This window comes from Cedecea davisae (assembly GCF_044095835.1).
GTDB lineage: Bacteria > Pseudomonadota > Gammaproteobacteria > Enterobacterales > Enterobacteriaceae > Cedecea > Cedecea davisae.
In genome coordinates this window covers 281,751-297,979 of record NZ_CP172054.1, presented here as the reverse complement: position 1 = coordinate 297,979, position 16,229 = coordinate 281,751, and the positions used below count along the sequence as shown (strand labels likewise).

The following is a 16,229-nucleotide window of genomic DNA, read 5'->3' as shown; positions in this document are numbered from 1 at the left end:
GCAGCCGGAAGCTCCCCCTGACCTTGCGGCTGTTACTCTTCGCTAAACAAGTCGCCGCCGTGCATGTCGATCATTTCCAGTGCCTTGCCGCCGCCGCGGGCAACACAGGTCAGTGGATCTTCTGCAACTACTACCGGGATACCTGTCTCTTCCATCAGCAGGCGATCGAGGTTGCGCAGCAGTGCGCCACCGCCGGTCAGAACCATACCGCGCTCGGAGATATCGGACGCCAGCTCCGGCGGGCACTGCTCCAGAGCAACCATCACCGCGCTAACGATACCGGTCAGAGGCTCCTGAAGCGCTTCGAGGATTTCGTTGGAGTTCAGGGTAAAGCCACGTGGAACGCCCTCGGCCAGGTTACGGCCGCGAACTTCAATTTCACGCACTTCGTCGCCCGGATAGGCAGAACCGATTTCGTGCTTGATGCGCTCGGCGGTTGCTTCACCAATCAGGGAACCATAGTTACGGCGCACATAATTAATGATGGCTTCGTCGAAGCGGTCACCGCCGATGCGTACGGAGGAGGAGTAAACCACGCCGTTGAGGGAGATAACCGCAACTTCCGTCGTACCGCCACCGATATCCACAACCATTGAACCGGTTGCTTCAGAAACCGGCAGACCTGCACCGATTGCCGCAGCCATTGGCTCTTCAATCAGGAACACTTCACGCGCGCCGGCACCCTGAGCGGATTCACGGATTGCGCGGCGTTCAACCTGAGTTGCGCCAACCGGCACACACACCAGCACGCGCGGGCTTGGGCGCATGAAGCTGTTGCTGTGAACCTGTTTAATAAAGTGCTGCAGCATTTTTTCAGTCACGAAGAAGTCGGCAATAACGCCGTCTTTCATCGGACGAATAGCCGCGATGTTGCCTGGTGTACGGCCAAGCATTTGTTTAGCGTCGTGCCCTACGGCTGCAACGCTTTTAGGAGAGCCGGCACGGTCCTGGCGAATGGCCACGACGGAGGGCTCATTCAGTACGATGCCTTGTCCTTTCACATAAATCAGGGTATTCGCAGTACCCAGGTCAATGGACAGGTCATTGGAAAACATGCCACGAAATTTTTTCAACATACTAAGGGATAATCCTGAAAGCTGGGGCGGATACAAAATCCGCTTACTTTACCAACCACACGCTACAGCGACAAGGCGCAAAAATGTTCTGCAACGGTGAAAAATAGTGCAGTTCACTACGGCTGTTACACTTTTGAAACGTCTTCCTACATGGCGCTCAGAAATGCAGCAAACGCGGTAGAATAAACGAACAGCTAACAGCAGCAAACCGGTTCATAACGGCTGCGACAATCTGGCCGGCAGGCAGACTCGCCCCCTTGAGATGCAGCGCGCGTTATTCTACGTGAAATAATGCCAAACGGCAGGTTAAACCGAGTATCTTTGTGAATATTTTTTCACATTACTGTCAAGCGGCTGAGATGCGGCGATAAAATCACCTTGCGCCCCCGCCACCCCGTTATCAATCAGCGTCTGCCATTCGCCGCGAGTCCTCACACCTGTAGCAAAAACACGGGTTCGCGTACCTTTACAGGATTCCACCAGGCTGTTAACAAACAGCTGGTTTTCTGTACGCTTGCCGATGTTTCTCACCAGACCCGGATGCAGTTTTATCAGCCCCACATCCAGCTCTTTAATATAGGTTGTGCTCACCACGGTTAATCCAGCCTGGATAACAACAATTCTTGCCCCTAAAGCGGTTATCAACCTGACTACGGGTTGTAAACGGCTGATGTGTTGACAGACATCTGCCTCCGCAAGTTCAAAAATAATCCTTGAGCGTTTCGATTTTTCGCACTGCATCAGAGAATCACGCAGCCAGCGCTGGAAAGGTGCGCGGATAAGCGAGTCAACGGTGACCTGAATCGCCAGCGTCTCTTCGGGCCAGAAGCTGAGCAAAGGTAAAAGTCGGGAGACGACCTGCCGATCGTATTGCTCGGATAAGCCAAACTGCCTGACCATTGGCATATACTCCGCCGACAGCACCTCCTGCTCGCCGTCAAAAATACGGCACATGATTTCGCGATGGTGCACGATGCCCAGGCGGTCAACCGCCGGTTTTTGATAGAAACGCGGGCCGCCCTGCTTCAGCACCTGCTCAAGCAGAGTACGCCATTTCACGCTCCCTCTTCCCTGTTCCGGCAGCTTGTCGTCATAGACTGACCAGCTATTAGCCCCCTGGAAAGCGGCGTTTCGGGTGGCAATTTCGGCTTTCTCCATCACCTGCTCTTTGGTCTGCCCGCTGCGCCAGGCGCAGATGCCAATGTGCAGCATATCGCTGCGATCTACCATACGGGTCGGCGGCAGCGCATCCACGGCATTTAACAGCTGGCTGGCTATGCCATCGGCCTCTTTCAGGGTGCGATGCGGCAAAAGAACCGCAAAGTCGCTGCGAAAATAGCGGGCCAGCAGGGCTCCAGGGTAACGCATCACAAAAGTGGAGAGTAAATTCACCAAAGTGAATAGATATTCTTCTACCGGCGCATTACCCCACGTTTCCTTCAGCAGCTCGAAGTCCGGCAAACGAACTATCATCACTACGCCGTGCGCGCCCACCTGCTCCTGCCCGTCCAGCAGCGTGGCCAGTTGGTTATCGAAGAACAGACGGTTGTTTAGCCCGGTTTGAACGTCCTGGGCCGCAAACGCCCTGATCAGCGTATCAACCCGGTTGCGCTGTTCGTCGGCGCTCTGCAAATCTGAAAGTAAGGCGTCAATCGCGCTACTGACCAGCGGCGGCCATTCATGCACGGAGCCCCGCACGCCAACGCCACGCTCACCGCTGATGATTTTACCCGCACGCGCCTCCAGCAGCTCCTGACCGGAAAGCTGCTTTTTCAGCCAGCGTCCGGCCAGCAGCAGCACCACCAGCATAAAAGCGATCGCCGCCGTTAACGGGGTGGTGGTAAACATCGCGTGATAATAGAGGGCAACGGGGTCCCGATAGGTCAGCGTCAGCGTCATCCCTGGATGCTTCATCAGATCTACGGTGAGAGTGCGGTAAAGATACTGGGTGCCGGTCGGGCGGTAATCCTCAGGTAAGACGTGCTGAAATTCGTAGGTTTTATCCGCCTGCAGGCGGATCCCCGTGATATCAACCGGGGTCATTAATTCGGTAAAACGGCTGGCAAGCTGCTGCGGCGAGCTGGAAACCAGCTGATTATCAATAATGGTGGCGACCGCCATAATCCGCTGCTGCGTTTTATCATGCACCGAGCTGTAGAAACTTAGCAGGCAGCCCAACAGCGTTACGATTATCGCAAGGCCGGTTAAGAGGGTGATAAAAGCGGAAAGTTTCGTCGTTAATCGCATCCCTGTGTTAACTCCGGTTGGTGAAAATTAACCACACTCACATTGGTATCAAAGGATGAAGCATTAAATAGCAAAGCAAGAACCCTGGCAAACTCCACGGTCATTTCTGTGCATTTATTGCGGTAAGTCGGCTCTTAAGATCAGTATCGGAGTATAGTCTTCTGAGATTTTTTTCCCATTAATAGCCACCGAGGAGCGCCAATGCAGGCACTAATCCTGGAACAGTCCGAAGGCCAGACCCTGGCAGCGGTAAAAAATATCGAGCCAGCTACGCTGCCGGAAGGCAACGTTACCGTTGAGATTGACTACTCAAGCCTCAACTACAAAGACGCCCTCGCCATTACCGGCAAAGGCAAAATTATTCGTAACTTCCCGATGGTGCCGGGCATAGACTTCGCCGGGAAGGTACAGAGCAGCGAAGATCCACGCTTCCACGTTGGCCAGGCCGTGCTGCTAACCGGCTGGGGCGTGGGAGAAAACCACTGGGGCGGGCTGGCGGAAGCCGCACGAGTGAATGGCGACTGGCTGGTCGCGATGCCCCAGGGGCTGGACGCACGCAAAGCAATGATTATTGGTACCGCAGGCTTCACCGCTATGCTCTGCGTAATGGCGCTGGAAGAAGCAGGCGTGACGCCACAGAGCGGTGAAATCGTCGTCACCGGTGCCAGCGGCGGAGTGGGCAGCACGGCGGTAGCGTTACTGCACAAGCTCGGTTATCAGGTGGCCGCCGTTTCCGGGCGCGAGTCTACCCATGACTACCTTCGCAGCCTGGGCGCTAACCGCATTCTTGGCCGCGATGAATTTGCCGAAACCCGCCCGCTGGAAAAACAGCTTTGGGCTGGCGCGGTGGATACCGTGGGCGACAAAGTGCTGGCGAAAGTGCTGGCGCAGATGAATTACGGCGGCTGTGTGGCGGCCTGTGGCCTGGCGGGCGGCTTTGCGCTGCCAACCACCGTGATGCCGTTTATTCTGCGTAACGTTCGCCTGCAGGGCGTGGACTCAGTCATGACGCCAACCGCGCGTCGCGCTGCGGCCTGGGAACGCCTGGTTCGTGATTTACCGGAGTCTTTCTATCAGCAGGCCACCACCGAAATTGGTCTTGAAGATGCGCCGAAGTTCGCTGACGCCATCATCAATAACGCCGCTCAGGGGCGTACGCTGGTAAAAGTTCGTTAATACCCGCCGGGGGCCGTGGCCGTACCTTGCGCCCCCGTAAATTTCAATTTTTCGTGACATATTCGCCGGAACGCTTTCTCTCGGTCATGCTTAGCCTATAGCAACGAGGAGAATGTCATGAAAAAGGTCACCCGGCTTAGCGAAGCCGACGTCACGCCAGAATCGGTATTTATGATGAAGCGTCGCCAGGTGCTGAAGGCTCTGGGGATTAGCGCCGCCGCATTGTCGCTACCGCACACCGCCAACGCCGATATTCTTTCCTGGTTTAAAGGCAATGACCGTCCTCCCGCCCCTTCGGGAAAGCCTCTGACCTTTAGCCAGCCCGGGCAGTGGCAGGCAAAGCTCGCCATGACGCCGGAAGATAAAGTCACCGGCTACAACAACTTTTATGAGTTCGGGCTGGATAAAGCCGACCCGGCGGCAAATGCCGGCGCGCTGAAAACCGACCCGTGGCAGATAAAAATCAGCGGTGAAGTGGCCAAGCCGCTCACGCTGGATCACGACGATCTGTATAAACGTTTTCCGCTGGAAGAGCGCATCTACCGCATGCGCTGCGTTGAGGCCTGGTCAATGGTGGTTCCGTGGATTGGCTTCCCGCTAAGCAAATTGCTGGCGATGGTTGAGCCCACCAGCAATGCCAAATATGTTGCCTTTGAAACGCTTTACGATCCCGAACAAATGCCCGGCCAGAAAGATCGTTTCATCGGCGGTGGCCTGCAATACCCTTATGTAGAGGGGCTGAGGCTTGATGAGGCGATGCATCCGCTGACGCTGCTGACCGTTGGCGTTTACGGCAAGGCGCTGCCGCCGCAAAACGGCGCGCCGATTCGCCTGACTGTGCCGTGGAAGTATGGCTTCAAGGGGATAAAGTCGATTGTCAGCATCAAGCTGGTACGCGAGCTGCCGCCTACGACCTGGAACCTTGCCGCGCCGAATGAATACGGTTTCTACGCCAACGTGAACCCGCATGTTGACCACCCTCGCTGGTCGCAGGCTTCAGAGCGGTTTATCGGCTCCGGCGGCGTGCTGGATGTGAAGCGCCAGCCCACGCTGCTGTTTAACGGCTACGCCGAACAGGTGGCATCGCTTTACCACGGCCTGAATCTCAAGGAGAATTTCTGAGTGCGCCTGACAGCAAAGCAAATTACCTGGCTTAAGGTGGCGCTGCATCTGGCCGCTTTCTTGCCTTTTGTCTGGCTGTTTTACGCCGCCAGCCAGGGGCTTTTTAGCGCCGATCCGGCAAAAGATATCCAGCATTTTACCGGCAGAATGGCGCTAAAGCTGCTGCTGGCAACGCTGCTTATCACTCCGCTGGCCCGCTACGCCAAACAGCCTTTATTGATTCGTACCCGCCGCCTGCTCGGCGTTTGGTGCTTTGTCTGGGCGTCTTTGCACCTCACCAGCTATTCGCTGCTTGAGCTCGGCATAAGCAATCTTGGCCTGCTGGGCCAGGAGCTAGTCACCCGTCCTTACCTCACGCTGGGCATTATTTGCTGGCTTATTTTGCTCGCTCTGGCCGTGACCTCCACCCAAAAAGCCCAACGAGCGCTTGGCTCCCGCTGGCAGAAATTGCATAACTTCGTCTATCTGGTCGCGATCCTCGCGCCAGTTCATTTCATCTGGTCGGTTAAGATTTTGTCCCCGCAGCCCTTGCTTTATGCCCTGGGTGCTATCATCCTTCTGGCACTGCGCTACAAGAAGTTTCGCCAGTGGTGGCGCTAGCCTCAGAGCATCTTGTTTTCCGCCGAATGAACGTCAACTGCCGCCCCTGATGGGGTAGCGGTTGATCATCTTCCCTGATAAGACCAGTATTTAGCTGCCAAATGCTACGAAATCGTTATAATGTGCGACTTCGGTTTTTTCTGGTGCCCATTTTCGACTCGAAAAGGTGACAACCGGAAAACTTAGGTATATTTTGTAAATTGCCTACTAATTGCAGGAGATGGCAGCACGATGTCGGGTGAATTTCACATTTTGCTTTTGAATGGCCCTAATCTGAACATGCTGGGCACCCGGGAGCCGGATAAGTACGGCCACCAGACGTTAGCAGAAATTGTTAACACCCTGGAGGCACAGGCGACCGACCTTGGCGTGAAGCTCAGCCACCTGCAATCAAACGCCGAATATGCGCTGATTGACCGTATTCATCAGGCCAAAGACAATGTGGACTTTATCCTGATTAATCCGGCCGCGTTCACGCATACCAGCGTCGCGCTGCGCGATGCTCTGCTGGCGGTAGATATCCCGTTTATCGAGATCCACCTCAGCAATGTTCACGCGCGTGAACCGTTTCGCCATCATTCATATCTTTCAGATAAAGCCGTCGGCGTCATCTGCGGATTAGGCGCTGACGGCTATTCATATGCACTACAGACGGCGGTAAAACGCCTGTCAAAATCCATCTAAACAAAGAGTACGGAACCCACTCATGGATATTCGTAAGATTAAAAAACTGATCGAGCTGGTTGAAGAATCAGGCATCGCTGAACTGGAAATTTCTGAAGGCGAAGAGTCTGTACGTATCAGCCGCTCACCGGCAAACGCGGGTTTCCCGATGATGCAACAGGCTTATGCTGCGCCTATGTACCAGCCTCAGCCACAGCCGGGTCTGGCCCAGGCCGTCGCGCCAGCCGCTACCCCGGCAATGGAAGCCCCTGCAGCTGCTGAAGTCAGTGGTCACATCGTACGTTCCCCAATGGTCGGTACCTTCTACCGTACCCCAAGCCCGGATGCAAAAGCGTTTGTTGAAGTTGGCCAGAAGGTTAACGTTGGCGACACCCTGTGCATCGTTGAAGCAATGAAAATGATGAACCAGATCGAAGCTGATAAAGCCGGTGTGGTGAAAGCAATTCTGGTCGAGAATGGTCAGCCGGTAGAATTTGACGAGCCGCTGGTCGTCATCGAGTAACGAGGCGAACATGCTGGATAAAATTGTCATCGCCAACCGCGGCGAGATTGCACTGCGTATTCTTCGTGCCTGTAAAGAACTGGGCATCAAGACCGTCGCCGTGCACTCAAGTGCGGATCGCGATTTGAAACACGTATTACTGGCGGATGAGACGGTCTGTATTGGCCCGGCTCCGTCCGTGAAAAGCTATCTGAATATCCCGGCAATCATCTCTGCGGCAGAAATTACTGGCGCAGTAGCGATTCACCCGGGCTATGGTTTCCTGTCAGAAAACGCCAACTTTGCCGAGCAGGTTGAGCGCTCCGGCTTTATCTTCATCGGACCGAAAGCCGAAACTATCCGCCTGATGGGCGATAAAGTTTCCGCTATCACCGCGATGAAGAAAGCGGGTGTACCAACCGTACCAGGCTCTGACGGCCCTCTCGACGGCGACATGGATAAAAACCGTGCTCATGCTAAGCGCATCGGCTACCCGGTTATTATCAAAGCGTCCGGCGGCGGCGGCGGTCGCGGTATGCGCGTAGTTCGCGGCGATGCGGAACTTGAGCAGTCCATCAATATGACCCGTGCGGAAGCCAAAGCGGCTTTCAACAACGACATGGTCTATATGGAGAAGTACCTCGAGAACCCACGCCATATCGAGATTCAGGTTCTGGCCGATGGCCAGGGTAACGCTATCTATCTGGCCGAACGTGACTGCTCCATGCAGCGCCGCCACCAGAAAGTCGTTGAAGAAGCGCCAGCGCCGGGCATCACGCCGGAACTGCGTAAATTCATCGGCGATCGCTGCGCCAAAGCCTGCGTGGACATCAACTACCGCGGCGCGGGTACTTTTGAGTTCCTGTTCGAAAACGGCGAGTTCTATTTCATCGAAATGAACACCCGTATTCAGGTAGAGCACCCGGTTACCGAAATGATTACCGGCGTTGACCTGATCAAAGAGCAGCTGCGTATTGCTGCCGGTCAGCCGCTGTCCATCAAACAGGAAGACGTTCACGTTACCGGCCATGCGGTAGAATGCCGTATCAACGCCGAAGACCCGAACACCTTCCTGCCAAGCCCGGGCAAAATCACGCGCTTCCATGCGCCTGGTGGTTTTGGCGTGCGTTGGGAATCGCATATCTACGCCGGTTACACCGTACCGCCGTACTACGATTCAATGATTGGTAAGCTGATTTGCTACGGCGAAACTCGTGAAGTGGCGATTTCCCGCATGAAAAATGCTCTTGCAGAGCTGATCATCGACGGCATCAAAACCAACATCGAGCTGCAAACCAAAATCATGAATGACGAACACTTCCAGCAGGGTGGAACTAACATCCACTATCTGGAGAAGAAACTCGGTCTTCAACACTAAGTTTCCGTCAAACATGTCGACAAAAGGCCGGTTCTCCGGCCTTTTTCTTTTTTGATCCTGATGCAGGATTGATGCGTTACAATCGCCGCTTTCCGCGAACTCAAGGGATAAAAATGGACAAGCGTTTTGTTCAGGCCCATAAAGAAGCGCGCTGGGCGCTCTGGCTGACCCTGCTCTATCTTGCCGCCTGGTCAGTGGCCGCTTACTTACCCGATAATACTCAGGGATTCACCGGCCTGCCGCATTGGTTTGAAATGGCCTGCCTGCTGGTGCCACTGCTTTTCATCCTGCTCTGTTGGCTGATGGTCAGAACGGTCTTCCGCGATATTCCACTGGAGGACGAAAATGCAAAATGAAGTTATCGCCGTACTGGCCGTCTACCTGATTGTGGTATTTGGCCTGTCGGTTTATGCCATGCGCCAGCGCAGCTCCGGCACCTTCCTCAGTGAATATTTCCTCGGCAGCCGTTCCATGGGCGGCTTTGTGCTGGCGATGACGCTAACGGCTACCTATATCAGCGCCAGTTCGTTTATCGGCGGGCCGGGTGCCGCCTATAAATACGGACTGGGGTGGGTGCTACTGGCGATGATTCAGATCCCGACGATCTGGCTCTCGCTGGGTATTCTGGGCAAAAAGTTCGCTATTCTGGCGCGGCGCTATAACGCCATTACGCTCAACGATATGCTTCAGGCCCGCTACCAGAACCGCGCGGTAGTCTGGATAGCAAGCGTTAGCCTGCTGGTCGCCTTTGTCGGCGCAATCGCCGTTCAGTTTATCGGCGGGGCGCGCCTGCTGGAAACAGCGGCCGGGATCAAATACGAAACCGGCTTGCTGATCTTCGGGATAACCATTGCTTTATACACCGCCTTTGGCGGCTTCCGCGCCAGCGTGCTAAATGACACGATGCAGGGCATGGTCATGCTGATTGGCACCATCGTGCTGCTGGTCGGCGTGGTTCACGCTGCGGGCGGCCTGAGCAATGCGGTGCAGACCCTCGAGCATATCGATCCAAAGCTGGTCAGCCCGCACGGGGCCGACGATATCCTGACGCCAACCTTTATGACTTCGTTCTGGGTGCTGGTGTGCTTCGGCGTTATCGGTTTACCGCATACGGCGGTGCGCTGCATCTCTTATAAAGACAGCAAAGCGGTGCACAGGGGCATTATCATCGGCACCATCGTGGTGGCAATTTTGATGCTCGGCATGCATCTGGCAGGCGCGCTTGGCAGAGCCGTTCTGCCGGGCCTCACGGTGCCGGATTTGGTGATTCCTACCCTGATGATGCAGGTTCTGCCGCCGTGGGCCGCGGGCCTGTTTCTTGCCGCCCCGATGGCCGCCATCATGTCTAACGTTAACGCCCACCTGCTGCAGGCGTCCGCGACTATCGTGAAAGACCTGTGGCTAAGCGCGAGTCCGGCTAAAATTCGTCAGGAGAGCCGCCTGAAGCGCATTTCCACCACCACCACGCTGGTGCTGGGCATTCTGATGATGCTGGCCGCCTGGCGCCCGCCAGAGATGATAATCTGGCTGAATCTGCTCGCCTTCGGCGGCCTGGAAGCCGTTTTCCTGTGGCCGCTGGTGCTCGGTCTCTACTGGGACAAAGCCAATGCCGCAGGAGCCCTGAGCGGTATGATAGTCGGCGGCGCGCTGTACGCGCTGCTGGCAAGCTTCAGCATTCAGCTGTTCGGCTTCCATCCGATTGTGCCGTCGCTGGTTTTAAGTTTGTTGGCATTCCTGGTAGGCAACCGCTTTGGCCGTGCCGTACCGGAACCCCTTCTCGTTTCAACTACTGATAAATAAAGAGTTTCGCCATGCCATGGATCCAACTGAAAATTAATACTACCGGCGGCGACGCCGAAAGCTTAGGCGATGCGCTGATTGACAGCGGTGCGGTTTCCGTCACCTTCCAGGATACCCACGACACGCCGGTCTTTGAGCCGCTGCCGGGGGAAACCCGCCTGTGGGGAGATACCGACGTCATCGGCCTGTACGACGCGGAAACCGACATGAAAGAAGTGATTGCTATCCTTGAGCACTGCCCGCTGCTGGGCAACGGCTTCCACCACAAAGTGGAACAGCTCGAAGATAAAGACTGGGAGCGCGAATGGATGGATAACTTCCACCCGATGCGTTTCGGCAACCGCCTGTGGATTTGCCCAAGCTGGCGCGACGTGCCGGATGAGAACGCCGTTAACGTGATGCTCGACCCGGGCCTCGCTTTTGGCACCGGCACCCACCCAACGACTTCTCTGTGCCTTGAATGGCTCGATGGGCTGGATCTGGCGGGTAAAACCGTTATCGATTTTGGCTGCGGCTCCGGGATCCTGGCCATTGCCGCCCTGAAGCTTGGCGCGGCCAAAGCCATTGGGATTGATATCGATCCGCAGGCGATTCAGGCCAGCCGCGATAACGCCGAGCGTAACGGGGTTTCCGAACGCCTGGAGCTTTATCTGCCAAAAGACCAGCCGGAAGCCATGAGCGCCGACGTAGTGGTAGCAAACATCCTGGCTGGCCCATTACGCGAGCTGGCGCCGTTAATCAGCGTCCTGCCCGTTGAGGGCGGTTTCCTTGGGCTTTCCGGGGTACTGGCAAGCCAGGCTGAGAGTGTTTGTGAAGCCTATGCGGATAAATTCACTCTCGACCCGGTAGCGGAAAAAGAAGAGTGGTGCCGCATCACCGGGCGCAAACACGGCTGATTAAAAGTGCAGCATGCGGCGGCGCTGCCGCATGCTTTTCCTGGCCAGTTTTAGTGACAATCTGTGGGCTAAAAATGAGAGCTTGCTCGCATAAAAAACCCAAAACTGACCACAAAAACAGCGGTTTATCTGGCAAAAAGCCCCTGTCATACAGCTTATTTCTGCTAACTTTCAGGAAAATTTAAAACAGCATGAAATAAAGGATAAATCCTAAGCTTATGATTAATAGCGTTAATTATTAAATAACCTTGAACTGGTTAGCGCTTCATTGATCTGTGACAGAGGATTGTTCAAAGTTTGGCCTTTCATCTCGTGCAAAAAATGCGTAATATACGCCGCCTTGCAGGTACAGTATGGTCATTTCTTAACTCATGCGCATCGGACACCACCAGCTCAGAAATCGCCTGATTGCAGCACCTATGGCTGGCATTACTGACAGACCATTCAGGACGCTGTGTTACGAGATGGGAGCCGGGTTAACCGTTTCCGAGATGATGTCCTCCAACCCGGAAGTATGGGCGAGCGACAAGTCCCGTTTGCGGATGGTACATGTGGATGAACCGGGTATTCGCACCGTGCAAATTGCCGGCAGCGTACCTGAAGAGATGGCGGAAGCCGCGCGTATTAACGTGGCTAATGGCGCCCAGATTATTGATATCAATATGGGTTGTCCGGCAAAAAAGGTAAATCGTAAGCTGGCAGGTTCAGCCCTTCTGCAGTATCCGAGTCTGGTAAAGGACATCGTGACGACGGTAGTGAAGGCAGTGGATGTTCCTGTAACGCTGAAGATTCGTACCGGCTGGGAGCCCGCGCACCGTAACTGTGTAGAGATTGCCCAACTGGCTGAAGACTGTGGCATTCAGGCACTGACAATTCACGGACGCACACGCGCCTGTTTATTCCAGGGCGACGCTGAATACGACAGCATTCGGGCAGTTAAGCAGAAAGTTTCCATTCCGATTATCGCGAATGGTGACATTACTGACCCGCTTAAAGCCAGAGCTGTGCTTGACTATACGGGGGCTGATGCCCTGATGATAGGCCGCGCAGCTCAGGGAAGACCCTGGATCTTTCGGGAAATCCAGCACTATCTGGACACTGGAGAGCTGCTTCCGCCCTTGCCTCTGGCAGAGGTAAAGCGCTTACTTTGCTCGCACATTCGGGAACTGCATAGCTTTTATGGCGATGTGAAAGGTTACCGAATTGCACGTAAACACGTTTCCTGGTATCTCCAGGAACACGCTCCAGATGACCAGTTTCGGCGCACATTCAACGCTATTGAGGATTCCGGCGAACAGCTGGAGGCGTTGGAGGCATACTTCGAAAATTTTGCGTAAACAGAAATAAAGAGCTGACAGAACTATGTTCGAACAACGCGTAAATTCTGACGTACTGACCGTTTCTACCGTTAACTCTCAGGATCAGGTAACCCAAAAACCCCTGCGTGATTCCGTGAAACAGGCACTGAAGAACTATTTTGCTCAACTGAACGGTCAAGATGTGAATGACCTGTATGAGCTGGTACTGGCTGAAGTAGAACAGCCATTGTTGGACATGGTGATGCAATACACCCGCGGTAACCAGACCCGTGCTGCCCTGATGATGGGCATCAACCGTGGTACGCTGCGTAAGAAACTGAAAAAATACGGCATGAACTGATACTAATCAGTTAACTTGTTGTTTAAGAAGGCGCTACTCGGCATGGGGAAGCGCCTTTTTTCTTTTCTAACACCCGACGCCTGACGATTTTCCTCATTTTTTACCGCCGCATCGCCGTTTTCTTCACTTTGTTTACACTCCACACGATTTGCAATTATTCCCCATTCTACGAGCGTAGATTCGGGGTGATAAAATAGCCGCATTCACGCCGTGGCAGCACCTGTGAAAACTCCGTACCTTTCAGGGTAACGATGAGAGTTCTCCCTGCCCCGGAGTTAGGTTCAACTGAGGTTCAAAATGACAAAATTAATCGCCGCCGCGTTACTCTCCACGCTTCTGGCTGGCTGCGCCACAAACTCCCCTTGCGTACCGGTATACGACGACCAGGGCCGTCTGGTGCATACCAATACCTGTATGAAAGGCACCACCCAGGATAACTGGGAAACCGCTGGCGCCATTGCCGCCGGGACTGCCGCCGTAGCCGGTGTGGCTCTGGGTATTGTTGCCTTAACCAAGTAACTCTTTATTCCGTTACAAGCGCGAGCCTGCTCGCGCTTTCCTTTACTCCGCCTTCTCACACCTTACCTGAATCATTTTGCTCTCAAATGCGCCGTTAGTTTCAGCGTTGCACCTTTTCAGAGCAATGCCTGCACGCTTTACCGCTTCTTTTCCCGCCGCACTGTCCGTATCTGATTACTCATAAACCTGGCATCGCCTTTGCTTTAAAGAATATGACTCTGGCCATTACCACAGACAGGGATACGGCGCCTCCCGGACGCCACCACGCCAATAACGATAATTTCGCCACACAGGATGCATTATGAAGAAGATGATGATCGCCACTCTGGTCGCTACCGGCACGCTGTTTGCGATGGCTAATCAGGCACATGCGGGTACCACGCTCGATGCGGTAAAAAAGAAAGGCTTTGTACAATGCGGGATTAGCGACGGCCTGCCGGGATTCTCTTACGCCGACGGCAGCGGCAAATTTACCGGTATTGATGTGGACGTATGTCGCGGCGTGGCAGCGGCCGTTTTCGGCGATGCGACGAAGGTGAAATACACTCCCCTGACGGCCAAAGAGCGCTTTACCGCACTCCAGTCTGGCGAAGTGGACATTCTTTCCCGTAACACCACATGGACCTCCTCGCGCGACGCAGGAATGGGCATGGTGTTTACCGGCGTAACCTATTACGACGGCATTGGTTTCCTCACCCATAACAAGGCTGGCCTGAAGAGCGCTAAAGAGTTGGACGGGGCAACCGTTTGTATTCAGGCCGGTACTGATACCGAGCTGAACGTGGCCGACTACTTCAAAGCCAATAACATGAAGTACACGCCGGTGACCTTTGACCGCTCCGACGAGTCGGCAAAAGCGCTGGAGTCAGGCCGCTGCGATACCCTGGCCTCGGACCAGTCACAGCTTTACGCTTTGCGCATTAAGTTGAGCAACCCGGCCGAGTGGCTGGTGCTGCCGGAGGTCATTTCAAAAGAGCCTCTCGGGCCGGTGGTGCGCCGCGGCGATGATGACTGGTTCTCCATTGTGCGCTGGACGCTGTTTGCGATGCTGAATGCCGAAGAGATGGGTATCAGCTCTAAAAACGTGGATCAAATGGCCGCGAACCCAACCACGCCGGATATGGCGCACCTGTTAGGTAAAGAAGGTGATTTTGGTAAAGACCTGAAGCTCGACAACAAATGGGCATACAACATCGTCAAACAGGTGGGGAACTACGCGGAGATTTTTGACAATAACGTCGGCTCCGCAAGCCCGCTGAAAATCAAGCGTGGCCAAAACAATCTGTGGAATAACGGCGGCATCCAGTACGCCCCGCCGGTTCGCTAAGCGACATATCAGAACAGGGCACTGCTCGGGTGGTGCCCTGGGTTTAGCTTCTTGTTACTGAGGTTTGCTTATGCGTCATCGCCGCCCAACCGTGAAGACAGATTGGTCCTTTTCTAATCCCTCGGTTCGCGCCTGGCTTTATCAAATCGTCGCCGTGGCGATTGTTCTTGGTATTGCTATCTATCTTATTCACAACACAATCACCAACCTGGATAATCGTGGTATTACTTCCGGCTTCGCTTTCCTCGACCGTGCCGCAGGCTTCGGAATTGTTCAGCATCTTATCGATTACGAGCAGGGCGACACCTACGGAAAAGTCTTCGTTGTCGGGCTACTGAATACGCTGCTGGTTTCCGCACTCTGTATCGTGTTTGCCACGTTTATCGGCTTCTTCGTCGGCCTTGCCAGGCTGTCTGATAACTGGCTACTGCGCAAACTCTCTACTTTCTATATAGAGACATTTCGCAATATTCCTCCGCTGTTGCAGATCTTCTTTTGGTACTTTGCGGTGCTGCGTAACCTGCCGGGGCCGCGCCAGGCGTTAGATGCTTTCGGGCTGATGTATCTGAGCAACCGAGGCTTATCTCTACCGGCTCCGGTCATGGGCGAAGGCTTGCTGGCTTTTATTGCCGCCTTCCTGATAGCGCTGGCTATTTCAGCCGGTTTGTATCGCTATAACAAAATGCATCAGGTAAGAACCGGCGAAATTCGCCGCAGCTGGCCGGTAGCGATCCTGCTGATCGTGCTGATGCCGTTGATAGCGCATTGGATCTTAGGCGCGGCTCTGCACTGGGATATTCCCGCCCTGCATGGATTCAACTTCAGCGGCGGTATTGTGCTGATCCCTGAGCTTGCCGCATTAACCCTGGCGTTATCGGTCTATACCTCGGTGTTTATCGCCGAGATTATCCGTTCCGGCATTCAGTCCGTGCCTTATGGACAGCATGAAGCAGCCCGTTCGCTCGGCCTGCCAAATCAGGTGACGCTGCGTCAGGTTATTGTGCCCCAGGCGCTGAGAGTCATCATCCCTCCGCTGACCAGCCAGTATCTGAATATCGTCAAAAACTCATCTCTTGCGGCCGCTACCGGCTACCCGGATATGGTGTCGCTGTTTGCCGGAAGCGTACTGAACCAGACCGGGCAGGCAATTGAAACCATCGCTATCACCATGTCGGTCTATTTGATTATCAGCCTCGTTATCTCCCTGCTGATGAACGTTTATAACCGCCGTATCGCCCTGGTTGAGCGCTAAGGAATCCCGATG

The 16,229-nt window shown here is 54.5% G+C and carries 16 protein-coding genes; 14 read left to right on the top strand and 2 right to left on the bottom strand.

Annotated elements, in window-relative coordinates; all coding sequences use genetic code 11:
• Nucleotides 1-32 precede the first annotated feature (32 nt).
• A complete protein-coding gene (gene mreB, locus ACG1VR_RS01890) occupies nucleotides 33-1,076 on the bottom strand; it encodes a rod shape-determining protein MreB (protein WP_000913396.1) in 1,044 nt (347 codons plus the stop codon).
• Between the two features lie 306 nt (nucleotides 1,077-1,382).
• On the bottom strand, nucleotides 1,383-3,323 hold the full coding sequence (csrD, locus tag ACG1VR_RS01885) for an RNase E specificity factor CsrD (protein WP_016538426.1): 1,941 nt from the start codon (nucleotides 3,321-3,323) through the stop codon (nucleotides 1,383-1,385).
• A gap of 201 nt (nucleotides 3,324-3,524) precedes the next feature.
• Between csrD and ACG1VR_RS01880 the strand changes: the two genes are divergently transcribed.
• The 14 genes from ACG1VR_RS01880 (at nucleotide 3,525) to ACG1VR_RS01815 (ending at nucleotide 16,217) form a co-directional block, all read left to right on the top strand.
• Nucleotides 3,525-4,499, top strand: a complete 975-nt coding sequence (locus ACG1VR_RS01880) for an MDR family oxidoreductase (RefSeq protein WP_172568892.1) — start codon at nucleotides 3,525-3,527, stop codon at nucleotides 4,497-4,499.
• Nucleotides 4,500-4,616: 117 nt separating this feature from the next.
• Nucleotides 4,617-5,621, top strand: a complete 1,005-nt coding sequence (gene msrP, locus ACG1VR_RS01875) for a protein-methionine-sulfoxide reductase catalytic subunit MsrP (protein ID WP_016538428.1) — start codon at nucleotides 4,617-4,619, stop codon at nucleotides 5,619-5,621.
• A complete protein-coding gene (gene msrQ / locus ACG1VR_RS01870; protein WP_016538429.1) occupies nucleotides 5,622-6,221 on the top strand; it encodes a protein-methionine-sulfoxide reductase heme-binding subunit MsrQ in 600 nt (199 codons plus the stop codon).
• Nucleotides 6,222-6,452: 231 nt separating this feature from the next.
• Entirely contained in the window at nucleotides 6,453-6,905 is a 453-nt protein-coding gene (gene aroQ / locus ACG1VR_RS01865; RefSeq protein WP_016538430.1) for a type II 3-dehydroquinate dehydratase, read from the top strand.
• Between the two features lie 22 nt (nucleotides 6,906-6,927).
• Nucleotides 6,928-7,407, top strand: coding sequence for an acetyl-CoA carboxylase biotin carboxyl carrier protein (accB, locus tag ACG1VR_RS01860; protein ID WP_016538431.1), 480 nt, complete (start codon nucleotides 6,928-6,930; stop codon nucleotides 7,405-7,407).
• A 10-nt stretch (nucleotides 7,408-7,417) separates the two neighbouring features.
• The gene (gene accC, locus ACG1VR_RS01855) at nucleotides 7,418-8,764 is read left to right on the top strand and encodes an acetyl-CoA carboxylase biotin carboxylase subunit (protein ID WP_016538432.1); all 1,347 of its coding nucleotides are present in this window, start codon (nucleotides 7,418-7,420) and stop codon (nucleotides 8,762-8,764) included.
• Nucleotides 8,765-8,877: 113 nt separating this feature from the next.
• Entirely contained in the window at nucleotides 8,878-9,120 is a 243-nt protein-coding gene (locus tag ACG1VR_RS01850; protein WP_395490061.1) for a YhdT family protein, read from the top strand.
• Nucleotides 9,110-10,564, top strand: coding sequence for a sodium/pantothenate symporter (gene panF, locus ACG1VR_RS01845; protein WP_172568890.1), 1,455 nt, complete (start codon nucleotides 9,110-9,112; stop codon nucleotides 10,562-10,564). Before ACG1VR_RS01850 ends, panF begins: the two co-directional genes overlap by 11 nt.
• 11 nt (nucleotides 10,565-10,575) lie before the next feature.
• Nucleotides 10,576-11,460, top strand: a complete 885-nt coding sequence (gene prmA / locus ACG1VR_RS01840) for a 50S ribosomal protein L11 methyltransferase (protein WP_395490059.1) — start codon at nucleotides 10,576-10,578, stop codon at nucleotides 11,458-11,460.
• A 371-nt stretch (nucleotides 11,461-11,831) separates the two neighbouring features.
• The gene (dusB, locus tag ACG1VR_RS01835) at nucleotides 11,832-12,797 is read left to right on the top strand and encodes a tRNA dihydrouridine synthase DusB (RefSeq protein ID WP_016538438.1); all 966 of its coding nucleotides are present in this window, start codon (nucleotides 11,832-11,834) and stop codon (nucleotides 12,795-12,797) included.
• 25 nt (nucleotides 12,798-12,822) lie between these two features.
• Nucleotides 12,823-13,119, top strand: a complete 297-nt coding sequence (gene fis / locus ACG1VR_RS01830; RefSeq protein WP_000462905.1) for a DNA-binding transcriptional regulator Fis — start codon at nucleotides 12,823-12,825, stop codon at nucleotides 13,117-13,119.
• 297 nt (nucleotides 13,120-13,416) lie between these two features.
• Nucleotides 13,417-13,638: a hypothetical protein gene (locus ACG1VR_RS01825; RefSeq protein WP_016538439.1), complete on the top strand. Its 222-nt coding sequence runs from the start codon at nucleotides 13,417-13,419 to the stop codon at nucleotides 13,636-13,638.
• Between the two features lie 301 nt (nucleotides 13,639-13,939).
• Nucleotides 13,940-14,965, top strand: a complete 1,026-nt coding sequence (locus ACG1VR_RS01820) for an amino acid ABC transporter substrate-binding protein (RefSeq protein WP_395490056.1) — start codon at nucleotides 13,940-13,942, stop codon at nucleotides 14,963-14,965.
• 70 nt (nucleotides 14,966-15,035) lie between these two features.
• Nucleotides 15,036-16,217: an amino acid ABC transporter permease gene (locus ACG1VR_RS01815; RefSeq protein ID WP_395490055.1), complete on the top strand. Its 1,182-nt coding sequence runs from the start codon at nucleotides 15,036-15,038 to the stop codon at nucleotides 16,215-16,217.
• Nucleotides 16,218-16,229 lie beyond the last annotated feature (12 nt).

Bases quoted from the DNA above. Each gene is read 5' to 3' on its own strand.
- ACG1VR_RS01815 (WP_395490055.1), top strand. From the start codon at position 15,036: ATGCGTCATCGCCGCCCAACCGTGAAGACAGATTGGTCCTTTTCTAAT.
- accB (WP_016538431.1), top strand. From the start codon at position 6,928: ATGGATATTCGTAAGATTAAAAAACTGATCGAGCTGGTTGAAGAATCA.
- accC (WP_016538432.1), top strand. From the start codon at position 7,418: ATGCTGGATAAAATTGTCATCGCCAACCGCGGCGAGATTGCACTGCGT.
- mreB (WP_000913396.1), bottom strand. From the start codon at position 1,076: ATGTTGAAAAAATTTCGTGGCATGTTTTCCAATGACCTGTCCATTGAC.
- ACG1VR_RS01820 (WP_395490056.1), top strand. From the start codon at position 13,940: ATGAAGAAGATGATGATCGCCACTCTGGTCGCTACCGGCACGCTGTTT.
- fis (WP_000462905.1), top strand. From the start codon at position 12,823: ATGTTCGAACAACGCGTAAATTCTGACGTACTGACCGTTTCTACCGTT.
- msrP (WP_016538428.1), top strand. From the start codon at position 4,617: ATGAAAAAGGTCACCCGGCTTAGCGAAGCCGACGTCACGCCAGAATCG.
- ACG1VR_RS01850 (WP_395490061.1), top strand. From the start codon at position 8,878: ATGGACAAGCGTTTTGTTCAGGCCCATAAAGAAGCGCGCTGGGCGCTC.
- ACG1VR_RS01880 (WP_172568892.1), top strand. From the start codon at position 3,525: ATGCAGGCACTAATCCTGGAACAGTCCGAAGGCCAGACCCTGGCAGCG.
- csrD (WP_016538426.1), bottom strand. From the start codon at position 3,323: ATGCGATTAACGACGAAACTTTCCGCTTTTATCACCCTCTTAACCGGC.
- panF (WP_172568890.1), top strand. From the start codon at position 9,110: ATGCAAAATGAAGTTATCGCCGTACTGGCCGTCTACCTGATTGTGGTA.
- ACG1VR_RS01825 (WP_016538439.1), top strand. From the start codon at position 13,417: ATGACAAAATTAATCGCCGCCGCGTTACTCTCCACGCTTCTGGCTGGC.
- prmA (WP_395490059.1), top strand. From the start codon at position 10,576: ATGCCATGGATCCAACTGAAAATTAATACTACCGGCGGCGACGCCGAA.
- aroQ (WP_016538430.1), top strand. From the start codon at position 6,453: ATGTCGGGTGAATTTCACATTTTGCTTTTGAATGGCCCTAATCTGAAC.
- dusB (WP_016538438.1), top strand. From the start codon at position 11,832: ATGCGCATCGGACACCACCAGCTCAGAAATCGCCTGATTGCAGCACCT.